The organism is Nostoc sp. ChiQUE02 (assembly GCF_034531305.2).
Taxonomy (GTDB): domain Bacteria; phylum Cyanobacteriota; class Cyanobacteriia; order Cyanobacteriales; family Nostocaceae; genus Nostoc.
Genome location: NZ_JAVRBN020000001.1, coordinates 343,502 through 360,720 on the forward strand (window position 1 = coordinate 343,502; position 17,219 = coordinate 360,720).

A 17,219-nucleotide genomic window follows, 5' to 3' on the forward strand; every position below is an offset into this window, starting at 1 on the left:
TGGAGTTTACTGGTACTGAAAAAATTAAAAATTTATTAAGCAAATCCATTTACTTGCGTTCATTACAATAAAGACATTATTTTTATACTTACTTATCAAGGAGCAGCAATAATATGGCAAATCTCAACCCCAGTCACCCTACCAAACAACTTCTAGCTGGTTACTGTGGCATTATCCTTGGAGCATTTGGGGTTCATAAGTTTATTCTAGGATACGCTTCGGAAGGCTTTATCATGTTAGTGATTTCTGTCGTTGGGGGTTCTTTCACCTACGGCATTGCCTTGTTAATTATGCAACTTGTAGGTCTAATTGAAGGCATGATCTACTTGAATAAGTCCCCTGAAGAATTTGTAAATACCTATTTTGTGAATAAGCAGGGTTGGTTTTAGAAACTTATATTTCACACTTGGGTTCCTGTGTGAAGTTATATCTTTTAAATGTATGTTTGAAACAAAGTTCTTGCTGAGAGCAGTTCGAGCTTACGCAAAGAAGCATAAGAATCAGATTTGATTTTTGAAATACATGTAGTGGTGTGGTAAGGCTAAAATGCTGTAATAGCTAAAAGCTAGTAATAAGGATTTATTGCCAAAAAACCATAAATCTAATGCACTATCTAAGCTGTGCTACGCCACTACATATACTTAGATTTTTTTAAAATAAAATTCAGAGTCTTATATCCTTTGAATTGGTTAAAATTCGTCAATTTATTGCTGTGAGAAATATGCAGATATTAAGTAAGAATAATTACATTAAATAGGGGAAGATCCTTTATAGTTGAGGAATATGCTTCATAGTATTTAATATCAGAACTACTCACAAAACGTCGAATTAGAGCATTATATTGTTATCCAGTAAAACAAACAAAATTACAGATTATAGGGCTATTTGCAGTTTTGACCTACTATATTCTTCGCTTGTACAGGCTATCTTAGAGTGGAGAAATATCTTTTTATTCTATTAGCTTTCCCTTGGACAAACTTCTTTTTCGAATAAGTATTAATTGAATTTATTGTGTATTTTGTACAGATTTATAGGTGTAACAAGATATTTTTGCTAAAAAATTCTGAATCCTACTATTATGCTAACTATTAAACGTAAACAGTTAATCTGGATACTCTTGTTGTTGTTGGGCTTTGGCTATTTCAGCGCCATGTCTAATTTGGAAATTCACAATTTTTGGAAAAGCCTGATTGTCCTTATGCCAATACAGGCTGGAGCTATCATTTATGTGACTTATCTACGCTGGAGCCGTGATTGACCCTCAGCAAGATACGAGAAATTAAGAAATTTAATAGGGTTGACATACAGTCGTAGTTCCATATTTAGCCTACGCTCAAATTAGAGACGCTTTTAGTCAGGCGTTGAATTTCTGTAGCGAATCTAAACACTTGCCATGCAACTTGTCCCGAAAACTAAGCTAGCCCCAGAACTTGACCCAATCCTAGAGAAAATTATTCTCGATGTTGGGGGTATGAAGTGTGCTGGGTGTGTGAACGCAGTAGAGCGACAACTAATCCAACATCCAGGAGTCAAGAGTGCCTGTGTGAACCTGGCCACAGAGGTAGCAGTTGTAGAGTCAGAAACTGGTGCGGTAGATGCAGATGCACTGGCACAGCGATTAACAGCCGTTGGATTCCCGACTCAACCCCGAAAAGCTAGTGGTACAGTCGCAGGCGAAATATCTACCTTACCAGACCCAGCAGAACGACAACGCCGAGAAATGCGGTCTTCTGTTAGGCAGTTGGCGATCGCTGCGGTGTTGCTAGTATTGTCGGGAAGTGGACATTTTGGTAATCTTGGTAGCTCAATTCTGCCACTGCTAAATAACATCTGGTTTCACTGTGGACTGGCGACAGTGGCGCTATTAATTCCCGGTCGCCCGATTTTAGTAGATGGCTGGCTAGGCTGGCGGCGAAATGCGCCTAACATGAACACCCTGATAGGATTAGGAACGCTGACAGCCTACATTGCTAGTTTAGTAGCGCTGCTATTTCCTCAAATGGGTTGGGAGTGCTTCTTTGACGAACCAGTAATGATGCTAGGCTTTATTCTCTTAGGAAGGACATTAGAGCAACAAGCTAGAGGTCGTGCCGCTGCCGCATTTAGGAAATTGCTAGCACTCCAGCCACAAGTAGCACGATTGATTGCCAACCCAGAGAAAGGAGGAGTGGGGTCTTCTAGTGTAGAAATTCCTGCTGAACAGGTGCGTATTGGTGAATGGTTACAAGTGCTGCCAGGTGATAAATTCCCTGTGGATGGTGAAGTGGTGCTTGGTCAAACAACAGTCGATGAGTCAATGCTGACTGGGGAAGCCGTGCCAGTAATTAAGCAACTGGGAGATATGGTGACAGGGGGGACACTAAACCAGTCAGGGGCGATCGCTATTCAGGCAACCCGGATTGGAAGTGATACAACTCTAGCCCAAATCGTCGCTTTAGTAGAAGCCGCCCAAACTCGGAAAGCACCAGTACAGAAATTAGCAGATACAGTAGCTGGTTACTTTACCTACGGTGTATTGACAGCATCTGGATTAACATTTATCTTTTGGTACTTTTTTGGCACTCACGTCTGGACTGATATCACCATGTCTGGTGGTATGGAAATGATGAACCACGCTACACATGAAGTCCACCACTCCCCCTTATTAATCAGCTTAAAACTAGCGATCGCAGTTATGGTAGTCGCTTGTCCCTGTGCTTTGGGACTTGCCACACCAACAGCCATTCTCGTTGGAACTGCTATGGGCGCAGAACGAGGTCTGTTAATCAAAGGCGGCGACGTTTTGGAGAGAGTACACCAGTTAAACACCGTAGTCTTTGATAAAACTGGCACTCTGACTACGGGTAATCCCATCGTCACAGATTGCCTGTTAATTAAGGAATCGGAGACTAGGGGCTGGGAACTGGGGACTGGAAATTCCCAATCCCTCCTCCAACTAGCAGCAGCCGTAGAAAGTGGTACTCACCATCCCCTAGCAAAAGCGATTCAGCAAGAAGCACAAAGGCAACAGTTATCTATTCCAGAGGCTGTGGACTTTCACACGGAACCAGGGCTAGGAGTGTCTGCTGTGGTAGAGGGCACAGTTGTGCTATTGGGTAACTGGGACTGGTTAAGTTGGCACGGTATTTCAATTAGTGAAACTGCACAACAGGTAGCCCAGAATTTAGCAACAGATGGTAAAACAGTCGTTTGCGTAGCAGTTGGCGGAACTTTCGCTGGGCTAATTGCTGTTTCTGATACTCTTAGACCAGACGCTCGTTCTACCGTAGACAAGTTACGTCAGATGGGCTTACGGGTAATGCTGCTCAGTGGCGATCGCTTAGAAGCAGCTAGCGCCATAGCCAAGCAATTAGGATTAGATAGCGCTGATGTAATAGCAGGTGTTCCCCCAGCAAAAAAAGCAGCTGCAATAAAGTCTCTACAACAAGCAGGGACAAAAGTAACTCCCCAATCGGTAGTCGCAATGGTGGGAGATGGAATCAACGATGCTCCTGCTTTATCCCAAGCAGATGTAGGGATTGCTTTACACTCTGGGACAGATGTGGCGATGGAAACTGCTGAAATTGTCCTAATGCGCGATCGCTTAAACGATGTCGTCGAATCTATTCAGCTTAGTCGCGCCACCTTCAACAAAATCCGCCAAAATTTATTCTGGGCTTTTGCATATAATACAGTTGGCATTCCTTTAGCCGCGGGTGTTTTGTTCCCTAGCTTGGGTTTTGTCCTCAACCCATCTGGTGCGGCTGCATTAATGGCTTTTAGCTCTGTTAGCGTCGTCACAAACTCAATATTATTACGGCGGTTAGCTCATCACCCGTAAAATGCTCTATTGTAAGTAAAATTTCCAAGCTAAATCTTGGTTGTTCCCATCTCAAGTTAAACTGAGTCGGTATTCAAATTTTACCAGTTCACAAAGCTTCTTGAGACACTTACCAAAGCTATCATACCTATTGGAGTAGAACGACCATGTTCTACTCTTTCAAGGTATTATGCAATTTTAAAGCTTATTTAGATCAGCACCACAGATTTATGGTGCGTGAAAATTGCAAAATACGATACTAAACAAATCTTGATTAATCACAGTTCCACCGATTTTAGCAACGATTTGTCAATGGCAGCAGAAACCAATGAAAACCATCTACTGATTATTGAAGACGATCAAGGTCGCAAAGAATTTTCTCTGGAGCACCCCGTCTACTCTATCGGTAGAGACCGCGAATGTAATATCCGTTTGATGTCGCAGTTTGTCTCTCGCCGCCATGCCACATTAGTGAGATTGCCACGAGAGCATAATAGTCATAGCTACTATTACCGGATTGTAGATGGCGATGCCAAAGGTAAGCCTAGTTCCAATGGTTTGATGATTAATGGACGCAAGATACCAGCCCACGATCTCAGAAATGAAGACGAGATCGTTTTTGGTCCTCAAGTACGTGCTATTTATTACCTTTTAAAAAACACTCAGCGTTTGGGACAAACGGATTCGAGCGAGTACGACATTACACTAATAAACCCCGGTATGGCCGAGGATTTAGAGGATATAGGAGACTGAATTATAACTACCAATCACAGTCTGACACTCCCACGGGTTGAAGTTGTGGGAGTGTCAATACAATCACCAAAGCTATCCGGCAAGACTTTCAATCAAATGCCAATGGCGGCTACTTTCAATAGCTTGCTTGATAAATTCAAACATTTGTCGGCAGTAATTATCTAGTTGGAGTGGTAGTTCCTCATTTTTAATCACAATACTCATCCGGGTTTCTGTTTCAGTAGATTTTGATTTATCAATCAGTACTTCTACTGTTACCAATTTAGGAAAAGGAACATTGCCAGGAACCTCACGAGCGATAATGTAATCGGCCGTATTGTATTGAATATCCAACTGACAGTCCTGTAGAAGTTCTACAAGTAACGGCAACAGATGGTCACTAGGAACAGAAACAATAAATGAACAGGTATAGCGAGCCATAATAGCCCCACGCCTTGCAACACTCCGTCCATCCTATAATACCGAAGCATCTAAACGGAAAGTCATTAAAAAAGCAAAGTTTTTTAATTTTGAGATCGGGTACTACCAGATATACAGTCACATCTGTTCTATTTACAAGGAAAGTGCCATGAGGAGGCAAAGGGCAGAGGGCAGGAGGCAGGTGGTCACTTCGACTACGCTCAGTGACCACCTGCCTTCTGCTCTCTGCCTTTTTTGGTAAGCTGAAAGTTTGATCAAAAACTTTACAATAAAAGTTTGGCTGAGGTAGAAAATGAAAGTCGCAATTACTGGAGCAACAGGATTTGTTGGTAGTCGTTTGGTACGACGACTCCACGGGGAAGGTCATAGAATAGTAGTATTAACTCGGAAAACCGCCTTTGCTCAAAAGGTTTTTCCATCTGAGGCTTTCCCCAATGTAGAAATTGTTGCCTATACACCAAATGCATCTGGTTCTTGGCAAAGTGTCATCGCTAATTGTGATGGCGTAGTTAATCTGGCAGGAGAACCCATTGGTGAAGGACGCTGGACACCAGAACGGAAGCAAGAAATCCTCAATAGCCGGAAGCTAGGTACACAAAAAATAGTTGAAGCAATAGTCAACGCTAATCCCAAGCCAACTGTATTAATCAACGCTTCGGCTATTGGCTACTACGGTACCAGCGAAACGGCAACCTTTGATGAAACAAGTCTATCTGGTAACGATTTTCTCGCCCAAGTTTGCCTTGCCTGGGAAGCAGAAGCGGCAAAGGTAAAAGATGCTGGTGTACGGTTGGTAATTCTGCGTTTTGGGGTTGTTCTGGGCAATGGTGGTGCATTAGCTAAAATGATTCCGCCTTTCCAACTCTTTGCCGGTGGCCCCATTGGCAGTGGTAGGCAGTGGTTTTCTTGGATTCACGTAGACGACTTAGTTAACATGATTCAGCAAGCTTTAACTAAACCGGAAATAGATGGCGTATATAATGCCACTGCCCCTAACCCAGTCCGCATGGCAGATTTAAGCCAAACTTTGGGACAAGTGATGAATCGCCCTTGTTGGTTGCCTGTTCCTGCTTTTGCGATCGAAGCCCTTTTAGGAGATGGGGCTATAGTAGTTTTAGAAGGTCAGCAAGTCCTTCCCAAGCGCACCGTAGAAACAGGCTTTAAGTACAAATATCCTAATTTGCAATCAGCACTAACACAAATTCTTACATAGATTCAAAGAGACTGGGTACTGGGTAATGGGGATTGGGCACAAGAGGCAGAGGTGCAGAGGAGAGAACTTTTACCCCTGCTCTCCTGCTTCTTTTCCAGTGCCCAGCCATGCACTGAGTTTCGACTGCGCTCAACTACCGCTTGTCGTTGGCGCAGCCTCTTGTAGAGGAGTGTCCCTAATTCCCAGTACCCAGTCTCTTGACTATTGACTAGAGAGAAATTTTCTGGAAACCCAACTGATAATACCGCTGAGAATAGCACCGCCCATGAGAATGCCAATTGCTGGGTTAAACAAGGGTTGCCACAGCTTATGCCATAAATCTAAACCCAGGTTTACTCCCGCAGCATCACCGATCGCAGCAATCATTAACCAGCCAAAGCCAAACAAAACCAAAAAAACGTCTGCGACTAAAACCATGTTTAGCCAATTTAACAATTTATCTTTCATGATCGGACTGGGTACTAGGGACTAGGTATTAGGGACTGGGGACTGGAAAAGAAGTAAGGGAGCAGGGAGCATACTTCGACTCCCTTCTCCTGTCGGAGACGCTGCGCGTAGCTTGCTTCTCAGAAGGAGTACGACTACGCTCAGGGCAAGTCGCTCAGTAACCGGGGAGTAAGGGAGAAGAGTTTTCCCCTCTGCTAAGAGCACCCCGCCTTTCTGCCTCTTTTCTATTCCTTACTCCCCACTCTCCATCCTCTACTTTTCAAACAACCAATTTTTGACTTTTATCAAACTCTGCCAATCTGGTTTTCTACTTAAACCGTCTTCAATACTATTTTTTATTTCATCACTCCATTCTTCATTGACAAAAATTAACTGTTGTGCAATGTCAATGTGTTCTCGCAAACCTTTTTGACCTGTTTCCAGCATTGCTAAAGCGAGATTTACTCTAGCCTGTGGATCTTGTGGGTTTAACTTGACTGCCTTCTGTGCAGCTTTGTAAGCCAAGTTGGGTTTGTTATCTAGTAGATACAACCACGCCAAACAAATCCAAGCAGCACTAGTTTTAGGAGCGCGATCGCACACTTCTTTAAACACAGGGATTAAAGAATCTACTGCTTCTCCAGCTTTATAGCGTTCTAAACCTGTATCAAACAGGGATTCAACTGTATTAGTCATGAGTCATGAGTCATTGGTCATTGGTCATTGGTCATTGGTCATTGGTCATTAGTCATTGGTCATTAGGCAACTGCAAATGATAAACGACAAATGACGACGGACAAATGACAAATGACAATATTACACCCCAAATGACTTGCCGCAACCGCAAGTTTGGTTGGCATTGGGGTTAGTGAATTGAAAGCCACCGCCAATCATGGCATCGCTATAATCGAGCATTAAGCCGTAGAGATATAACAGACTCTTGCGATCGCTGACAATTTTGAAGCCATCATAGTCAAAAACTTCATCCTGCGGGGTGATCTTGCTAGTGTCTTCAAAGTCCATCATGTAAGACATCCCAGAACAGCCACCCTGACGAACTCCTACCCGTAAGCAGAAGTCTGTGCCTTGCTTGTCCCGGAGGGATTTTACCTGGTGCAATGCGGCTTCGCTCAACAGAATTCCGCGTTGTTGAGGCTGAATTGCTTGTGTCATCTGCTTTTTCAACTCCTTAATTAGTCTAAGATTTACCCTATATCAGCTTGTTAATGCCTCTGGGTTGCCCTTGGTGTTTTTGTATTCATTCTAGCGGCTTAGATGTCGTTAGATGCCAAATTGTAAACACACCGTCAAAAGCAGCCAAAGATTTTTATTCTAGAATTGAGAGACTTCAGTGTATTTATAGATTCGGTATTTTTGAAGTTCAAGCCTTGCGGCAGCAACAGAAGCAACCACCCTTCAGGTGCAGCCATAAAAACTTAATCCGAGGCTAGCTATCCCCCAAAGTTTACTTCCAAATTGCTTCTTTTGATTAACTTACTCTATGACAAGTTTTAATCGCTCTACCAGTCGTCGGTTAAAGAAATTAACTCAAATTCCTTCTGTATGGGAGGGCGATCGCCGTCCGTTGTCATCACCAAACCAGCACTCAGATTCAGAGGCAAAGGGAGAATGCATTCTTTGGGTAGATTACTCTCAAGGTGTTGTTCGAGGAATGGACGTGGTAGCTTCAGATATCGGCCCAGAAGCAATAGTTCGCACCTTAATGCAAGCAATGGAGCATCCCCAGAGTCCGGCAAGACCTGCCAGACCCCAAAGAATTGTAGTCAAAGACCGGGAGATCCAATTTTACCTGCGGGGGGTGCTACAAGATTTGGATATCGCCATTGACTACGCCCCAGAACTACCTTTAATTGACGAACTATTTCGCGGGTTCGCCGACATCCTTGATAGTCAAACCCCCGATTTACCTCCACAGTATGCACAAATCTTGCGAGAGAAAGCATTTGCAATTTGGCAAGCAGCACCTTGGGAATTTTTGGAAGAACAGCAAATTTTGTCAATCGAGATTAATAAGTGGGATGTTGGCACACTCTACGCCTCAGTTATGGGAATGCTGGGAATGGAGTATGGGATTTTGTTTTATCGCTCTGAAGAGTCTTTAAAACGGTTTCGCGCCGCAGTTTTAAGAGATGAAGAATCAACGGAGCACCTAGAAGAAGCGTTCCTCAAGCAAGATTGCCTGTTTCTCACTTTTGAAAGTACTGACGAAACCGATGAAGATGAGGAGGAAGCAGGTAATTTGGCGGATTTGCCATTATCAGAAATTGACCCCACTTTTGGTAATATCCACCCCTTAGAAGGACTGCGGTCTGTTTTGTATGACGAAGAAGCACTAGTAATCTTCGTTGCGATCGAAAGCCTGAGCCGCTTTATTCGCGATCACCGTCGCCAGCTTCATGAGGATATCTTCCCTACCCTCAGCCGTCGCTATCGCATTTCTCTGCCGCAGTCGGAAGAATCAACTAAATCTGTGGCTGTGACAGTCTCTACCATGCCGCAGTTAGCAGCAGAATTAGAGGAAATGGCAGGCTTTGGTGTCGATGCTCAAGAAATTGGGAACCTTGACTCCCCGAAGTTCCAATCATTGCAAGATGACTTGATACCAGAAGACTCTTTTCTTAGCTTAGGTGTGGTGTCTTGGGAAATGTTGGAGTACCTCAGGAAGGGGGTCAGCTACCATAAGGCTGGTGAAATCAAACAAGTGGGTGACGGTTTGCCGGTAATTTTAATTCAAACTTCCCGGCCCAAGGCTAAGACTGTAATTGAAAGAATTGAAGCCGCAGGCGGACTCAAAGCAATTTGCTTTAATCCAGGTGCCGACCCCTTCGATGGCGATCGCTACGATTTAGGTTTATTGCAAACTCAAAATGGCGAATTGTTCCTATTCGGTGAATTTTTAGATGAAGATCCTATTCATGTAGAAGCCCGAAAAAAATGGAATCAGCGGTGTAAGAACACTAAGGGCTACTGTGGCTTAATCATTGCCAAAGGACTAACGGGAGCCTCCCGTGGCAATCCTCAGTTACGAGATATGATGGCTTTGTTTGAAGCGCGATCGCTTTCACCTAAAGATTTAGGTATTGGTACTCTCCAACTGATGCCCCAACTTAAATTTGAATAGTTGCACGAATTCCTACAATCCTTAATCTCAAATTGTGAATATGAGAAATTAAGTCAATATGTATTTGATTTGCATATTGACTGAAACTGCATTTAGGAACGGAAAAGGATAAGGCTTTATCTTTTAACGTTTATTCCTCTTCTCTTTACCAACTGAGTGTTGAGTGAAGTAAAAAGTACTCAGGATTTTCGCATTTGTATATCCTCCATCCCTTGTAGGAGGACTTTTGAGCAGAGGTGGAGTGTCTCCACCTCTGCTCAACACTCTTCATACTTCTCTATTCACGTATTTCTCAGTCCGCGGGACTTCGCAATCTATATTCATGTATATGTCAATACTTATAGGCAGCCAATGATTAGAAGTTAACTTTACCTCAATTTCATGAAGTACCTGTATTCTTACAGTTTTTGAGTTATTTTATTTAATTTTTATCAGTATAAATAACTACATGCTACTCAATAATTATCTGCAAAGTTTGGTTTAATCAAACCTAGCTGATGCACTTAGATATCGGAATCTTTTTTTTAACAAGTTTTTGAGTTTAGCATCTTGTTATATATCAATATGATTAAGCAAAAGTTCAAAAGTATATCTTTTCCTTTGTAATTTTTTTATAAAGGATGAAAATTAGCTTATTTAGTGTCTAAATGAAGATTATTTAAAGTGCGTAAATAATGGATATAATGAACACATCACTAAAAAATATTGAAGCATACAAGTATTTTTCTAGGTATAGCTACCGAATAATAAATAGTTGTAAATCAATATTTTATTGCCAGGAATTTATCTCTTAGCTTAAATCGGAGAAGAAGATTTAGTGTCAAAAATTTAGCACCATAGTTGGCTAAAAATAATTTATCTAACCTCAAGATAGATGAATACTAACAAAGGATAAAACGCTGGAGTGAAAGCAAACTATATCGCTAGAGGGAGGATAAAAAATATGCAAAAATTCATTGTATCTTTACAGGAAGTTAGTGTAAAAGTATGAAACAAAACTAAAATATTATTATCCACAACACTCAAGTAACATCACATCTATTACGGACTAATTCATCTGTGTGAAATTACAGATGATACTGTCAAAATTTACCAATATATTGGCTATTTACACTCAGTCTCCTGAGCCTTATCCCCTTTTTTTCAGCTACTATATTGGCACGGAAAAGCAATCAGCTTGATCAAGGTAAGCCAAAATTCATAAATGTTCAAGTAGCTCTTAACTTCTTGGTTACATTAATGGGTGCAGATGGGTGTTTGTTCTAGAGCGATCGCTTATTTGCCTACTTTAAGTGATTATTCACGATCTATACACACCACTCCAACCCACCTCTCAGCAAGCATTTCAGCATCATGATAATTCTAAAGCTTTATTTTCTAGTGTTGTACTAGATGTTCTCTCAAACTGGATTTACCAAACTTGGTTCAAAGAGAAGGTCAAATGCTTTTAACGAAGAATAACTTTGGAAATCTTTATTTAAGTAAACAGTAGGTGTCTCAAATTCATTTATCAAATTTCATTATGAGGCTTTACTCATGCTGTTAGTGGGGTTATTATCTTCAAAAGCAACTATGTGCATTTTCTACTGTCACAATAGTAACAAATAAAGTGTAGTTTTTTGATTTCTTTAGAAAATGATAAATACTTTGACAAAACAAACATTTTTAATATTAATGGTATTACTTGTTTCCTGAGACCAACTCTGATAATCTTATCGGTTCCCTCATTACTTAGACTTTTTCGACAATCTAAATATACAGCAGATAGCATGATAATGACAAATAAAAAATGGGCCGTTAAACGCATAACAGTCAATCTCGCAACACAGGAAGCGGAAAAACTAGAAAAATATTGTCAACAAACAGGTAGACCCGCAACCGATGTGATTCGTGAACTGATTAGAAGTTTGCCTGTCTCCGATGACAGCAAAGATGGAAACAAGTAAGAAGATGCTTTCATGACTTATTCCAGATAACTGCTTTGCCACCAAAAAATAGCTATGATAATTTTTTGAGTCTGCTGCTATGGACAAGAGTTTGTCTAGCTGATACAGACGCGAGAAAAACGCGTCTGGTCATTTGCCAGGACTAAAAGAAGCGATCAAAGAGATTTTAGCATCGACATTGCCATACCTTAATATGCTGGTACAGTTGATATTAAGTAGCAAATTCCGACACCAACCCAGTTACAATCTGTAAAGAAACTGAAAAGGAACAACGGAATGCGCGTTGCAATCGTAGGTGCGGGACTGGCTGGACTAGCAACCGCAGTGGATCTAGCAGATGCTGGTTGTGAAATAGAGATTTTTGAGTCTCGTCCGTTTGTGGGTGGTAAAGTTGGCAGTTGGGTTGATGAAGATGGCAACCATCTAGAAATGGGGTTGCATGTATTTTTCGGGTGCTACTACCAACTATTTGACTTGATGAAAAAAGTGGGGGTGTTAGAAAACTTACGCCTCAAGGAACATACCCACACTTTTATTAATAAAGGGGGCCAGACTGGTGCTTTAGATTTTCGCTTTCTTACAGGTGCGCCTTTCAATGGCTTAAAAGCATTTTTCACTACTTCCCAACTATCGTTGCAGGATAAATTGCAAAATGCGATCGCTTTGGGTACTAGTCCCATAGTTCGCGGATTGGTAGACTTTAACGGAGCGATGAAAACCATCCGCAAATTAGATAAAATTAGCTTTGCCGACTGGTTTCGCAGTCACGGTGGGAGTAATGGCAGCATCAAGCGTATGTGGAACCCTATTGCCTACGCATTGGGATTTATTGATTGCGAAAATATGTCTGCCCGTTGTATGTTAACGATATTCCAGCTATTTGCAGTCAGAACTGAAGCCTCAGTTTTGCGAATGCTGGAAGGTTCTCCATCTGAGTATTTACATAAGCCGATTCTGGAATATCTGGATGTTAGAGGCACCAAAGTTTACACGCGTCGGCAAGTTCGGGAAATTCAGTTTACTGAGTTAGAGGAACAAACCCGCGTCACTGGTATAGTAGTTGCCCAAGGTGATACAGTAGAGACTATCACCGCTGATGCTTACGTTTTTGCCTGTGACGTTCCAGGAATTCAACGCATCCTACCTCACGAGTGGCGTAAGTGGTCAGAATTTGACAATATTTACAAACTGGATGCAGTGCCAGTGGCTACAGTGCAGTTACGCTTCGATGGTTGGGTAACGGAACTGAACGATGGAGAGCAACGTAAACAGCTAAATCATGCGGCTGGAATCGATAATTTACTTTACACTGCCGATGCTGACTTTTCTTGTTTTGCCGATTTGGCGTTGACTAGCCCTGCTGATTATTATCGCCCAGGACAGGGATCGTTGTTACAGCTAGTGCTGACACCGGGAGATCCATTTATTGCACAAAGTAATGAAGCGATCGCACAGCATGTTCTTAAGCAAGTTCATGAACTGTTTCCCTCGTCGCGGGAGCTAAATATGACTTGGTACAGTGTGGTAAAACTGGCTCAGTCTCTCTACCGAGAAGCGCCAGGGATGGATGCGTACCGTCCCAACCAAAAAACACCTGTAGAGAATTTCTTCCTCGCAGGGAGTTATACTCAGCAAGACTACATCGACAGTATGGAAGGAGCGACTATTTCTGGACGGCGTGCGGCAAAAGTGATTTTGGAGAGTTTGAAGAAGTAGACACGCAATGACTTGCCGCAGGCTACCGCAAAGGACGCGTAGGCATGAAGTGGCTTCTCGAAAAGTAGGACGCGAAGGAAGAAGAGAGAATGTCAGATTGGTTAGAGCATACTGTGCAGGTAGAAGTAGAAGTTCCCATAGATTTAGTATGGAGCCTCTGGTCTGATTTGGAGCAAATGCCTCGGTGGATGAAGTGGATTGATTCGGTGAAAATTCCGCCAGATAATCCAGATATATCTCTTTGGAAATTAAAGACTGGCAGTCTAGAATTTAATTGGAAATCCCGAATTCTCAAAGTTGTCCCCAACCAAATTATCCAATGGGAATCGATTGATGGTTTGCCGAATCAGGGAGCGATTCGCTTTTACGATCGCCACGGTAGTAGCGTTGTCAAAATGACCATTTCCTATGCCATCCCCGGCATTATTGGCAAAATTATGGATAACTTGTTTTTGGGACGGATAGTTGAATCGACGATTCAAGCTGATTTGGAAAGGTTCAAAGAATACGCGCTGAATGTTAAATCTAATTGATATAGATAGCAAAAACAGGCAGTGGGAAACAGGGTGTAAAAGTTTCTTGCTGTCTGATAAGGAAATATGGATTTTTTAAGGATTGGAGGAGATGCGATCATCGACACTTGTTGCGAGTTCGACTATCTACAAATTTTTTAGCATACACAAAATCTTGTTTGGCATATTAACCTTAATAACTAAGAATGACTTCACTTTTAGATTTGACTATTCCACTAGTGAAATAGAGTAAGATTTCATATTATCTAGACTGATTACATCACCTTTCTTGTAAGCCATTGCATCATTTGAAGGAAGATTAATTTCTGTTAACAAAGTAACTGAGACAACCTCACCTGTATTATTAACTTTATGAACTCTTCCCTCCAACCTAACTTCAGAGTTGTTTTCTACAAATTTATCAGGCAGTCCTGGAGATACGAGAGGAAGGATCTCAAAAAACACTATTTTTCCTGCGATAATTTCGCCAATCTGGAAACTATAATTATTGACTAGCTTCTCTGTATGATTAAAACTCTGAAATTTCTGTTTTTGAATCATAATAAATTCTTCAAATAATTTTACAGGTGTACTGGAACTCTTCACTTGTCCCTAACCCTCAAAGATAATCAATGGTTTTGGCAATTTTTGAGGCTAGTAAGAACTACCAAGTGCAATCGCCCGACTTTATATTTCAGGCGCACACTCATGGATGAATATACAAATTTATAACAATAAAAAGCACAGTAATAATACGTAAAAATACTATTTTAAACCAATAATAACCCGCGATCGCACAAATTGTGCAGTATTAGTTACCACCTAGTAAATTGCGTTAACGCACCCTACTTACTGTTGGTTCTGGAAGTGGATCACCTACAGCTTCGTAGGCAATAATTAGGGACTCTAAGGCTTCAATTCCATTTGCCACAGCTAACTCGTAAGTATCTCCGTGAGTCCGCCAGCGTTGTCTTGGAAAATCAGGGAATCCTACTAAAAAGCAATCATCTTCCTCAGACCACTGAATAACCATTTGGTATTTAAGCTTACTCATCTTGTTTGTTCTCCTCTACTTCTTCGTCTGACATTTTGAACTTAGAGGGTTAAAAAACTACCAAGTTGGGTCGCTAAACAAATTAATCGTCAATTCCTCGCGTGGCGGTACTGCTGTGATACAAGCGCGGATGATCTCTCCATCCTCTAATTCGACGGTGCAAGCGTGACAAGACCCCATGAGACAACCGGTGGGTATAAATACCCCAGCCCGGTCTGCTACATCTAAGAGGGCTTCTCCCACTTCGGCATCTACTGTGACATCATCTGGTAAAAAGCGGACACGGACAATCATCAATGTTACGCATTTAATTTAGTATTGACTCGTAAGAATTATCCTTTGTCATTGGTCATTTGCAAATGACAAATGACTAATGACTAATGACATTTCAACGCATTTTAGCTTAAGACAAAAACAGACTTAAGTCTAAATGACTTTCAACTTCAGTGGCTAAAGAATCCAAAATTTGCTCTCGCTGTTCTCGGTAGTTAGCAACACCAGTGGGCAAAGATTTTAAACCCCGCTGTTGACGGAGGCGATTTAACCAAGCCCGTCGCCAAGGCCCATTATCAAAAAGCCCGTGGAGGTAACTTCCCCACACCGATTGACAACTATCCACTAATCCTAAATTAATATCGTCAAATAGTGCATGGTAGGATTGGGGATCTATGCCTTGCTGTTCGATGCGCGATCGCCCTTGGTGAATTTCAAAACCATTGACTGGCAAGCCCTGTTGCGGATAATTTGAGCTAACTTGGCGCTGGCGGGCGATTTTTTGTCCTGTAATTACAGTTCTGATTGGTAAAAGATTTAACCCTTGAAATCTGCCGGCTTGTCCCTCTATCCCTTCTGGATCGGCGATGATTTGACCAAGCATTTGATAACCACCACAGATACCTAAAACCGTTCCACCAGAAGCAGCATAGTTTTGGATAGCTTCTGCCATACCGCTTTTTTGCAGCAGTAGCAAATCAGCAACTGTGGTTTTTGTACCTGGAATAATCACGGCATCAGGATGTCCTAAATCTTGCTTAGGACTAAGGTATTTCACTGAAACTGTACTTTCTGATTCTAGTGGGTCAAAGTCAGTGAAATTGGCAATTCTTGGTAAGCGGATGACGGCAATGTTGAGGTCGGTTTGGACTTTATTCGACGACGATTGACGTTCTAGCAGATCAAGGGAATCCTCTGCTGGAAAAACTTCTTGTAAGTAAGGTATAACACCGATAACGGGGATACCCGTGCGTTCTTCTAACCATTTTATCCCTGGATCTAGGAGCGATCGCTGTCCTCGGAACTTATTAATTACTACACCCTTTATTAAGGCGCGTTCATCCGGTTCCAATAACTCTAGGGTTCCTACCACATGGGCAAAAGCACCACCCCGATCAATATCAACTACTAATATTGTTGGCGCATTCAAATATTTTGCCACCCGCATATTAGTTAAGTCGCGGTGCTTGAGGTTAATCTCTGCGGGACTACCAGCACCTTCACAAACCAGCAAGTCAAATTCTGTTCCTAAATGCTGTAGTGATTCTTCAATTGTCCGCCACCCCAGTTCAAAATATTGCTCGTAGTAATCTGAGGCACTCACTTTGCCAACAGACCTGCCTTTAATAATTACTTGGGAAGTCATATCCCCTTGGGGTTTGAGTAAAATTGGGTTCATTTCTACCCAAGGCACGACTCCCGCCGCCCAAGCTTGTACTGCTTGGGCATAGCCAATTTCTCCACCACTGGCAGTGACATAAGCATTTAAAGCCATATTTTGACCTTTAAAGGGAGCCACTCGCCAGCCACGCCGCGACAGAATGCGACAAATAGCTGTAGTTAAAAGTGATTTCCCTGCATGGGATGTTGTCCCCACTACCATAATTGATTTCATAGTTGCTATCACTTAGTTTTTCAAGATACAGGATGAAATTTTAGGAGCGAACAACAGGGGAGCAGGGGGAGAAGCAGGGGGCAAGGGGGAGAATACAAAATTACCTCTTTTCCCTCTGCTCCCGTTCGGCTACGCTCACGGCAAGCCTGCTCTCTACCCCTCTGCCTTTTCCGAATGCTCAATGCTCAATACTTCGGCTTATCTCGGCTTCGCTCGGCACGAGTCGCTCAGTACAAGTGCCCAATGCACCATCACAAATTTCAGTCAAATGATTATGGTAAAGACTTCATGAATAGATGTGATGTTTCCGTATATATTGTTCCCTTTGATTCCCTAATCCTAACTCTTTG

At 42.1% G+C, this 17,219-nt stretch carries 17 protein-coding genes; 9 read left to right on the forward strand and 8 right to left on the reverse strand.

Annotation, left to right across the window (positions count from 1 at the left end; translation table 11 throughout):
• Positions 1 to 113 precede the first annotated feature (113 nt).
• The 4 genes from RM347_RS01565 (at position 114) to RM347_RS01580 (ending at position 4,552) form a co-directional block, all read left to right on the forward strand.
• Positions 114 to 389 carry a TM2 domain-containing protein gene (locus RM347_RS01565; RefSeq protein ID WP_322722337.1) on the forward strand — a complete coding sequence of 92 codons (276 nt, stop codon included), beginning with the start codon at positions 114 to 116 and terminating at the stop codon, positions 387 to 389.
• Positions 390 to 1,078: 689 nt separating this feature from the next.
• A complete protein-coding gene (locus RM347_RS01570; protein ID WP_322722338.1) occupies positions 1,079 to 1,258 on the forward strand; it encodes a hypothetical protein in 180 nt (59 codons plus the stop codon).
• A gap of 135 nt (positions 1,259 to 1,393) precedes the next feature.
• A complete protein-coding gene (locus tag RM347_RS01575) occupies positions 1,394 to 3,820 on the forward strand; it encodes a heavy metal translocating P-type ATPase (RefSeq protein ID WP_322722340.1) in 2,427 nt (808 codons plus the stop codon).
• A gap of 222 nt (positions 3,821 to 4,042) precedes the next feature.
• Positions 4,043 to 4,552 carry an FHA domain-containing protein gene (locus RM347_RS01580; RefSeq protein ID WP_322722461.1) on the forward strand — a complete coding sequence of 170 codons (510 nt, stop codon included), beginning with the start codon at positions 4,043 to 4,045 and terminating at the stop codon, positions 4,550 to 4,552.
• A gap of 72 nt (positions 4,553 to 4,624) precedes the next feature.
• Here the strand turns inward: RM347_RS01580 and RM347_RS01585 are convergent, their stop codons facing one another.
• Positions 4,625 to 4,972 carry a hypothetical protein gene (locus RM347_RS01585; RefSeq protein ID WP_322722341.1) on the reverse strand — a complete coding sequence of 116 codons (348 nt, stop codon included), beginning with the start codon at positions 4,970 to 4,972 and terminating at the stop codon, positions 4,625 to 4,627.
• 292 nt (positions 4,973 to 5,264) lie between these two features.
• On the opposite strand from RM347_RS01585, the gene thyD reads away from it, so the two are divergent.
• Positions 5,265 to 6,185: a thylakoid membrane protein ThyD gene (gene thyD / locus RM347_RS01590; RefSeq protein ID WP_322722343.1), complete on the forward strand. Its 921-nt coding sequence runs from the start codon at positions 5,265 to 5,267 to the stop codon at positions 6,183 to 6,185.
• 201 nt (positions 6,186 to 6,386) lie between these two features.
• On the opposite strand, the gene RM347_RS01595 is transcribed toward thyD, so the two are convergent.
• The 3 genes from RM347_RS01595 to RM347_RS01605 form a co-directional block, all read right to left on the reverse strand.
• Positions 6,387 to 6,632, reverse strand: a complete 246-nt coding sequence (locus RM347_RS01595; RefSeq protein WP_322722344.1) for a hypothetical protein — start codon at positions 6,630 to 6,632, stop codon at positions 6,387 to 6,389.
• A gap of 252 nt (positions 6,633 to 6,884) precedes the next feature.
• Positions 6,885 to 7,307, reverse strand: a complete 423-nt coding sequence (locus RM347_RS01600) for a tetratricopeptide repeat protein (RefSeq protein ID WP_322722345.1) — start codon at positions 7,305 to 7,307, stop codon at positions 6,885 to 6,887.
• Between the two features lie 120 nt (positions 7,308 to 7,427).
• Positions 7,428 to 7,784 carry an iron-sulfur cluster assembly accessory protein gene (locus RM347_RS01605; protein ID WP_190894026.1) on the reverse strand — a complete coding sequence of 119 codons (357 nt, stop codon included), beginning with the start codon at positions 7,782 to 7,784 and terminating at the stop codon, positions 7,428 to 7,430.
• A gap of 328 nt (positions 7,785 to 8,112) precedes the next feature.
• On the opposite strand from RM347_RS01605, the gene RM347_RS01610 reads away from it, so the two are divergent.
• The 4 genes from RM347_RS01610 to RM347_RS01625 all read left to right on the forward strand — a co-directional run bounded on the left by RM347_RS01610 (position 8,113) and on the right by RM347_RS01625 (position 13,948).
• On the forward strand, positions 8,113 to 9,753 hold the full coding sequence (locus tag RM347_RS01610) for a DUF6930 domain-containing protein (protein WP_322722346.1): 1,641 nt from the start codon (positions 8,113 to 8,115) through the stop codon (positions 9,751 to 9,753).
• Between the two features lie 1,769 nt (positions 9,754 to 11,522).
• Entirely contained in the window at positions 11,523 to 11,699 is a 177-nt protein-coding gene (locus tag RM347_RS01615) for a CopG family transcriptional regulator (protein WP_292845444.1), read from the forward strand.
• Between the two features lie 276 nt (positions 11,700 to 11,975).
• Positions 11,976 to 13,415 carry a 9,9'-di-cis-zeta-carotene desaturase gene (gene zds / locus RM347_RS01620; protein WP_322722348.1) on the forward strand — a complete coding sequence of 480 codons (1,440 nt, stop codon included), beginning with the start codon at positions 11,976 to 11,978 and terminating at the stop codon, positions 13,413 to 13,415.
• Between the two features lie 89 nt (positions 13,416 to 13,504).
• Entirely contained in the window at positions 13,505 to 13,948 is a 444-nt protein-coding gene (locus RM347_RS01625) for an SRPBCC family protein (protein ID WP_322722350.1), read from the forward strand.
• Between the two features lie 207 nt (positions 13,949 to 14,155).
• Here the strand turns inward: RM347_RS01625 and RM347_RS01630 are convergent, their stop codons facing one another.
• The 4 genes from RM347_RS01630 to cobQ form a co-directional block, all read right to left on the reverse strand.
• Entirely contained in the window at positions 14,156 to 14,488 is a 333-nt protein-coding gene (locus RM347_RS01630; protein WP_322722351.1) for a hypothetical protein, read from the reverse strand.
• Between the two features lie 274 nt (positions 14,489 to 14,762).
• Entirely contained in the window at positions 14,763 to 14,981 is a 219-nt protein-coding gene (locus RM347_RS01635) for a type II toxin-antitoxin system HicB family antitoxin (RefSeq protein ID WP_322722353.1), read from the reverse strand.
• 57 nt (positions 14,982 to 15,038) lie between these two features.
• Positions 15,039 to 15,275 carry a 2Fe-2S iron-sulfur cluster-binding protein gene (locus RM347_RS01640; RefSeq protein ID WP_069073076.1) on the reverse strand — a complete coding sequence of 79 codons (237 nt, stop codon included), beginning with the start codon at positions 15,273 to 15,275 and terminating at the stop codon, positions 15,039 to 15,041.
• Positions 15,276 to 15,384: 109 nt separating this feature from the next.
• Positions 15,385 to 16,869, reverse strand: coding sequence for a cobyric acid synthase CobQ (cobQ, locus tag RM347_RS01645; RefSeq protein WP_322722354.1), 1,485 nt, complete (start codon positions 16,867 to 16,869; stop codon positions 15,385 to 15,387).
• Between the last annotated feature and the right edge of the window lie 350 nt (positions 16,870 to 17,219).

What these genes read in the sequence shown, in the direction of transcription:
- RM347_RS01565 (WP_322722337.1), top strand. Translation starts at nt 114, where the DNA reads ATGGCAAATCTCAACCCCAGTCACCCTACCAAACAACTTCTAGCTGGT.
- RM347_RS01570 (WP_322722338.1), top strand. Translation starts at nt 1,079, where the DNA reads ATGCTAACTATTAAACGTAAACAGTTAATCTGGATACTCTTGTTGTTG.
- RM347_RS01575 (WP_322722340.1), top strand. Translation starts at nt 1,394, where the DNA reads ATGCAACTTGTCCCGAAAACTAAGCTAGCCCCAGAACTTGACCCAATC.
- RM347_RS01585 (WP_322722341.1), bottom strand. Translation starts at nt 4,972, where the DNA reads ATGGCTCGCTATACCTGTTCATTTATTGTTTCTGTTCCTAGTGACCAT.
- thyD (WP_322722343.1), top strand. Translation starts at nt 5,265, where the DNA reads ATGAAAGTCGCAATTACTGGAGCAACAGGATTTGTTGGTAGTCGTTTG.
- RM347_RS01595 (WP_322722344.1), bottom strand. Translation starts at nt 6,632, where the DNA reads ATGAAAGATAAATTGTTAAATTGGCTAAACATGGTTTTAGTCGCAGAC.
- RM347_RS01600 (WP_322722345.1), bottom strand. Translation starts at nt 7,307, where the DNA reads ATGACTAATACAGTTGAATCCCTGTTTGATACAGGTTTAGAACGCTAT.
- RM347_RS01605 (WP_190894026.1), bottom strand. Translation starts at nt 7,784, where the DNA reads ATGACACAAGCAATTCAGCCTCAACAACGCGGAATTCTGTTGAGCGAA.
- RM347_RS01610 (WP_322722346.1), top strand. Translation starts at nt 8,113, where the DNA reads ATGACAAGTTTTAATCGCTCTACCAGTCGTCGGTTAAAGAAATTAACT.
- RM347_RS01615 (WP_292845444.1), top strand. Translation starts at nt 11,523, where the DNA reads ATGATAATGACAAATAAAAAATGGGCCGTTAAACGCATAACAGTCAAT.
- zds (WP_322722348.1), top strand. Translation starts at nt 11,976, where the DNA reads ATGCGCGTTGCAATCGTAGGTGCGGGACTGGCTGGACTAGCAACCGCA.
- RM347_RS01625 (WP_322722350.1), top strand. Translation starts at nt 13,505, where the DNA reads ATGTCAGATTGGTTAGAGCATACTGTGCAGGTAGAAGTAGAAGTTCCC.
- RM347_RS01630 (WP_322722351.1), bottom strand. Translation starts at nt 14,488, where the DNA reads ATGATTCAAAAACAGAAATTTCAGAGTTTTAATCATACAGAGAAGCTA.
- RM347_RS01635 (WP_322722353.1), bottom strand. Translation starts at nt 14,981, where the DNA reads ATGAGTAAGCTTAAATACCAAATGGTTATTCAGTGGTCTGAGGAAGAT.
- RM347_RS01640 (WP_069073076.1), bottom strand. Translation starts at nt 15,275, where the DNA reads ATGATTGTCCGTGTCCGCTTTTTACCAGATGATGTCACAGTAGATGCC.
- cobQ (WP_322722354.1), bottom strand. Translation starts at nt 16,869, where the DNA reads ATGAAATCAATTATGGTAGTGGGGACAACATCCCATGCAGGGAAATCA.